5 protein-coding genes are annotated in these 6,512 nt (G+C 47.4%); all 5 read right to left on the bottom strand.

Translation table 11 applies throughout. The features are described 5' to 3' along the window. Positions 1 to 295: 295 nt before the first annotated feature. The gene (locus KY379_RS22800) at positions 296 to 1,498 is read right to left on the bottom strand and encodes an O-antigen ligase family protein (RefSeq protein ID WP_261241504.1); all 1,203 of its coding nucleotides are present in this window, start codon (positions 1,496 to 1,498) and stop codon (positions 296 to 298) included. 44 nt (positions 1,499 to 1,542) lie between these two features. Continuing rightward, positions 1,543 to 2,928 carry an undecaprenyl-phosphate glucose phosphotransferase gene (locus KY379_RS22795; protein WP_261241503.1) on the bottom strand — a complete coding sequence of 462 codons (1,386 nt, stop codon included), beginning with the start codon at positions 2,926 to 2,928 and terminating at the stop codon, positions 1,543 to 1,545. Positions 2,929 to 2,993: 65 nt separating this feature from the next. Further along, positions 2,994 to 4,013 carry a UDP-glucose 4-epimerase GalE gene (gene galE, locus KY379_RS22790; protein WP_261241502.1) on the bottom strand — a complete coding sequence of 340 codons (1,020 nt, stop codon included), beginning with the start codon at positions 4,011 to 4,013 and terminating at the stop codon, positions 2,994 to 2,996. 47 nt (positions 4,014 to 4,060) lie between these two features. Beyond that, entirely contained in the window at positions 4,061 to 5,470 is a 1,410-nt protein-coding gene (locus KY379_RS22785; RefSeq protein ID WP_261241501.1) for a mannose-1-phosphate guanylyltransferase/mannose-6-phosphate isomerase, read from the bottom strand. Positions 5,471 to 5,542: 72 nt separating this feature from the next. Next, positions 5,543 to 6,511 carry a GDP-L-fucose synthase family protein gene (locus tag KY379_RS22780; RefSeq protein ID WP_261241500.1) on the bottom strand — a complete coding sequence of 323 codons (969 nt, stop codon included), beginning with the start codon at positions 6,509 to 6,511 and terminating at the stop codon, positions 5,543 to 5,545. Position 6,512: the final 1 nt, after the last annotated feature.

Below are 6,512 nucleotides of genomic sequence, written 5' to 3'. Positions count from 1 at the left end.
ATGGCGGGGGACTCTACAAAATCTCAGCGCTCAAGGCGCGGCGATTGGGTTTCTCGGGATTTCGTACAGAGCCTAGGAGAGGAGTGATTTGAGGATGGCCAACTGTATGAGATCAGTGCGGACCATTCCATGCGACTCGGAGCTTAACGGCCGAGAATAACGGAACGCAAAAATGCCAGCTTGCCTACGCTATATACTTGATACTGTAAAAGGCTATCGAAATCGCGTACTCGGTGGAGATCCGAGTACGCAGAGCGGTACCATCGGGAGTGAAAGCCCTCGTTCTTCATACCGCTTAATTTTTTTGGGCGTTGTTCACTAATGATGATGACGCCAGCAAAACCGCAACCGGTAGCCAGAACAACGTCCAGTAGTCTCCCGGCCGCGTGAAAATTCTCTCCACATCTGTAAGCATTGCAACGAGCGCGAAAAGCAAAGCGGGTATGGCGATGCGAATCCAGAAAAGGTCACGCTTTGACCAACACTTATAGAATAGAGTGACTATCCCGCCAAGCAGCAAAAACAAAGAAATCAGTCCACTGTCATAGATTTGCTGTAGATATAAGCTGTGTGCATGGGGAGAAACCATGCCTCTTCGAGGCCAGACGTACTTAAATTCTGTACCAAGTCCATGTCCTTGCCACCAGTAACCCGGCATTTGGGAGAGGAAATAATTCCAGATAGGTCCCCGGCCAGAAAGCTGGCGAGTAGTAACTTCGAAAACTAAATCGTGCCATAGGTATGACACAGCAACAATACACACAGTTACACCCGCAGCTAGAACCAGCCAACCTCGACGAGTATTTTGAATAACAATTACAGAAACGCCGCTTACCAGAAGCCCAAACCAAGCACCACGAGTATAAGTCAACAGCACATACACAACTAATACCGTGAAAATCGAGAACCAAAAGAAGAACGATTTTCTGCTTGCACTCTTGTCCAACGCGAATCCTAAAGCCCAAGTAGCAACTGCACCGTGAAATATACCAGCAGCTACCGGCCAACCATAATTAGCAAAGTCGCCGATCCCGGATCGATCTATTCTAAAAGCACGATACGCAAAAGGACGATCAAGTACCAAAAACTGGTGAACCATACTAACTAGCGCACCTAAGGCGATAACCACGACTGCCGTCATCACGGCACGCCGAAATACGACTTCGCTCTGACGAAGAAAGAAGCAAATAGCCAGAATGTAAAGAGCAATGAAAGCACCGCGCTTGACCAACGAGAAAGGATCATCTGATAGATCCCGCGCCCAAGCCGTACTTAGGGCAACCCAAAACAAGTAGCAAACCCAGGGAACGATATAGACATCAAGACCGAACCGTTTAATCCCGCCAAACAACACTACCAACAACGAGGGCAGAAGCAGCCAGATATATACCTGAGAATTCTGCGCACTATTAGACTCCAACCAGACTTTCCCACTCATCTGAATGAAAAGACCTAGAGCCATCATAGCGACAGCGACCACCGCCAGTCGTTCACGCACTAGTACACCACCCAAACCCACGCCCTCTTAAATACTCTGAAAAACTAAAAAGCGTTTCTATTAACAAAGCCCTTAAAGGCTGTCAAAAAGATAATTTTCAGATCTAGCCAAAGAGTCCAATTATCGATATACCAAAGGTCAAATTCGACACGCTTTTGCATCTTATCGAGTGTATCTGTCTCACCGCGGTAACCACTCACTTGCGCCCAGCCAGTGATCCCAGGCTTGACCTTGTGCCTTTGCATATATGACTCTACAAGATCCTTATAGTATTCATTATGAGCAAGTGCATGTGGCCGCGGCCCGACAATCGACATACGCCCTTGCAACACATTAAAGAACTGCGGCAACTCGTCAAGACTAGTACGACGGAGAAATGCCCCCAGCTTTGTAACCCGCATGTCCCCTCGCTTGGCCTGCGTCACTTCACCATTTCTTTCTGCATGCACTACCATCGACCGGAACTTATAGACTTTAAAATGCTTGCCATTAATGCCGGTACGCTTCTGCTTAAATAAAACAGGGCCGGGCGAGGTTATCTTTATAGCTATTCCAATTGCAATACATACAGGAAGTATAAGCAACGCAATGACGCCGCCTAATAGTAAGTCTTCCAACCGCTTTATCACTCTCGCAGGGCCGTCAATTGGGCTACAACTTAAGTCCAATGAGTACACACCAGCTATATGGCTGACTTTATGATTCAATAACGGAATATCTCCCCACTCGGGAAAAAATCTTACTGCGACAGTATAGTGGCGTAACGCGTAGAGTACTGACTGCACCGCCCCACCCTCGTGCAATGGTAGACAGAGCCACACCTCATGCACACCCAAAGAATCAACCTGTTCCACTAACTGCTCAAGCCATTTTTCATCAGAGCTATACGTAAGTTTATGCTCAAGCTTGAAACCGTGCTCTCCCAAAGCCTTTTCCTCATTGAGCTGCAACGCGGATGTACCTCCTGAGTCAACGAGTAGTACAGACTTTAAGTTCATATTCATGGAGCGGACATGACGTAGGAAAACAAATACTAAGAACCTCAAAACTAGAGACAATCCCACGCCGATCAGTAGCATGGCAGAGAACCAGATTCGGGAGTATTCCTCAGAAACCTTCAAGAAAAATGCAGTCGAAAGCAAGATTCCAGTCGCTATTGCCCAGCAAGCTAACAAAATACTCAACTGGCGTGCTAACGAGTAGCCACGTTGAGTGCCGTAAACGCCGCCCATCCACAGGCACAGCACAACAGTAATAGCAGTTATCAATGCAGCAGTCGTATAGCGACCAGCCATTTCGAATGCCCCATAACGCATCCAATGCGCAAGTAAGCCGGCAGCAATAATGATCCCTAAATCAATAAGTGCAACGAACAACGGTACCGGATACCGTTCCGCGAAAGTAGGCTGATAGCGCTTTACAACTTGCATATATTTATATTACCGTCCATTACCCATAAAAATCAGCCGCTCTCGACCCGAGTGCTTCATCTCTGCTAACGGTAGCCATTAGGATTAAGGCTTTGCCAGCGCCACGTATCCAGCATCATATCTCGCAAATTTCGCTCGGGCTGCCAGCCCAGCTCTTTTGCCGCCATTGAAATATCTGCCCAGCACTCCGCGACATCTCCAGGGCGTCGGTCTACCAGCTTGTAGGGTATAGAGACACCGCTGGCATCTTCGAAGGCGCTAATTAATTCTAGAACGCTGTATCCCTTTCCCGTACCAAAGTTCCATACTTTACAACCAGTGCAAGTACGCATGAAATCCATCGCCTTTATATGGCCAAAAGCCAGATCCATAACATGGATATAGTCCCGCACTCCCGTACCGTCGACAGTTGGATAATCGTGCCCAAAAACACTTAGCTGCTCGAGCTTCCCTACGGCCACTTGGCTTATAAACGGAACAAGGTTATTGGGAGTACCTTGAGGATCTTCACCAAGCATTCCACTTTCATGCGCGCCAACTGGATTAAAGTAGCGGGCAATAGCGATCCGCCAAGACTGATTCGTGCTCGCAATCTCATGGAGAACTTTTTCTGCCACAAACTTAGTGCAACCGTAGGGATTTGAAGGCATCTGTACCAGACTGTCTTCGCTAAGCGGCATCGTTTGCGCTGCACCATAGACAGTTGCGGAGGAACTGAAAACTAAATCGTACACATCCGCTTCTTGCATCGCGGCAAGTAAAGTGAGTGTCCCCCCCACATTATTAGAGTAGTAATCCAGCGGATTCTTAACACTTTCACCAACTGCTTTTAAACCCGCACAATGGATAACTCTATTTATATCATTATCAACAAAAACGCGTCGTAGCTTTGCCGCATCGCGCACATCGCCTTCTATACACTCCAATTCACAGCCAGAGATCTGAGCAACACGATCCAACGAAGATTTACAGCTATTACTAAAATTATCATAGACAATCACGCGCGCGCCGTACTGTAGTAGAGCCACAGCAATGTGAGAGCCTATAAACCCTGCCCCGCCCGTCAATAGAACAGCACCGCTCATCGAATCTCCTCAACTCTTGTTACGAGCATCAACTGAAGCTACTGAGTTTAGATACGGCCGTATTTATCTTCAAATCGCACAATATCATCTTCGCCCAAATAAGATCCGGACTGCACTTCAATTAACTCCAACGGAATAACGCCGGGATTTTCTAATGCGTGTACCTGCCCAATCGGAATATACGTGGATTGATTCTCAGTCACCAGGTACGTTTTTTCACCGTTAGTCACTTGAGCTGTACCACTTACAACTATCCAATGCTCAGCACGATGATGATGCATCTGAACTGAAAGCTTTGCTCCGGGATTAACAGTTATGCGTTTGACCTGATATCTCCGACCCGCATCAATACAATCGTACATCCCCCAAGGCCGATAAACCTCTCGATGCCGCATATACTCACTACGCCCTTCAGCCTTTATCAGGGAAACAATTGCTTTAATATCTTGCGCACTGGATTTCTCGGCGACTAGCACTGCGTCTTTAGTTTCTACAATCACAAGGTTACTAACACCAAGTGTGGTAACGAGGCGATAGTCTGAGTGGACATAACAATCCCGAGTTCGTGAGGTCAGCACATCGCCTTTAAGAACATTTCCATCGCTGTTCTTATCACCGACATCCCAGAGTGCATTCCATGACCCTACGTCACACCACCCGGCATCCAGAGACACCATGAGTCCATCCTCAGTACCTTCCATAACGGCGTAATCAACAGACTCATCAGGGCAAGTTAAGAACAGCTCTGGGTCTACGCGAGTAAAATGCATATCCTGCTTGCCGGCTGCCAGAGCTTGACGGCAAACAGCGACGATAGCAGGCCTTTGACGCTCCAGTTCCTCAAGGTATTTTTTGGCCTTGAACATGAACATGCCGCTATTCCAATAATAGCTGCCATCCTTGAGATATTCTTCCGCTCGCTCCAAGCATGGCTTTTCCACAAAGCTATCTACCGCGAAAGCACCTACCGAGGACTCCACGCCGCGCTTGATATATCCATAACCTGTTTCAGGATGGGTCGGCGTCACACCGAAAACTACCAGTTTGTCCATCATCGCGGCAGTGAAAGCAGTGTTAACACTTTCGTGAAAGCGCTCTATATCTAGAATAAGATGGTCAGCAGCCAAAGCTAATAAAACAGCATCCTCGTCTTTGGACAAAGATTCTAGTGCCGCCAGCGCCAAAGCTGGTGCAGTATTGCGTCCTGCAGGCTCCAGAATTATCTGGCATGAATCCATACCTAACTGTCTTAATTGTTCCGCAGCCAGAAACCGGTGTTGCTCATTACAAATGAGCAGTGGCTGAGCGGCCTCAATTCCATCAAGTCGCTGGCACGTATCCTGCAACATAGAAACCCCCTCCTTCACAAGAGGGATAAACTGCTTTGGATGGAGCTCTCGCGACAAGGGCCACAGTCGAGCCCCATATCCGCCAGCCATTATTATTGGATGCAACATAATAACTCCTTAACTAAAAATTAAAACCAAAAAAATCCTTGAGAAATTGTCACATCCAATGGCGTTGGGACTCTAGCTCCGGGCGAAACTTACGTTATTGACATACCACTCATACGCATCCCGCAGCCCTGTTTCCAAGTCAATACTGGCTTTCCAACCTAACTGCTCCAGACGAGACACGTCAAGTAATTTACGAGGCGTGCCGTCAGGCTTAGAAGTATCAAACACTATCTTTCCCGCATAACCAGTTATCTTGGCGACAGTTTCCGAAAGTTCCCGAATAGTGCAATCCAATCCTGTACCAACGTTGACATGAGACAGCATATCTTTCGTACAGGACTTGTAAGCGCAATTATCTAAGTGCATGACATGCACACAAGCGGCAGCCATATCGTCCACATGGAGAAATTCACGCTTGGGATTGCCACTACCCCAAATAACAACTGTCTCATCACTACGCAAAGTAGCTTCATGAAAACGACGTATCAGTGCAGGAATCACATGACTATTAACCGGATGATAATTATCATTCGGTCCGTAAAGGTTGGTCGGCATGACACTGCGGTAGTCTCTACCAAACTGTCGATTATAACTTTCACATAGTTTGATACCCGCAATCTTCGCTACAGCATAGGGTTCATTGGTCGGCTCTAAATGGCCGTCCAACAAGTATTCTTCGCGAATTGGTTGAGCAGCGAATTTCGGATAAATGCACGAAGAACCTAAAAAAAGCAGCTTCTGCACCCCAGCAGAATTGGCGGAATTAATGATATTCGCCTGTATCATCAAATTCTCATATATGAAGTCAGCAGGAAATTCATTGTTCGCATGAATACCCCCGACCTTCGCGGCAGCGAGATAGACCTCATCGAAATCCTGCTCGGCAAAAAAATCTCGCACCGAGCCCTGATCGACTAAATCCAGCTCTTCACGAGTCGCTGTAATAATTGTTCCGGCATTTAGCGTCTGCAAGCGCCGCACAATCGCTGACCCGACCATACCTTTATGGCCCGCAACAAAGATCCTCTTTTCTGCGCCCATG

It is taken from the genome of Pseudomonas sp. HD6422 (assembly GCF_025377065.1).
Taxonomy (GTDB): domain Bacteria; phylum Pseudomonadota; class Gammaproteobacteria; order Pseudomonadales; family Pseudomonadaceae; genus Aquipseudomonas; species Aquipseudomonas putida_U.
This window is presented reverse-complemented; position numbering and strand designations above follow the sequence as displayed.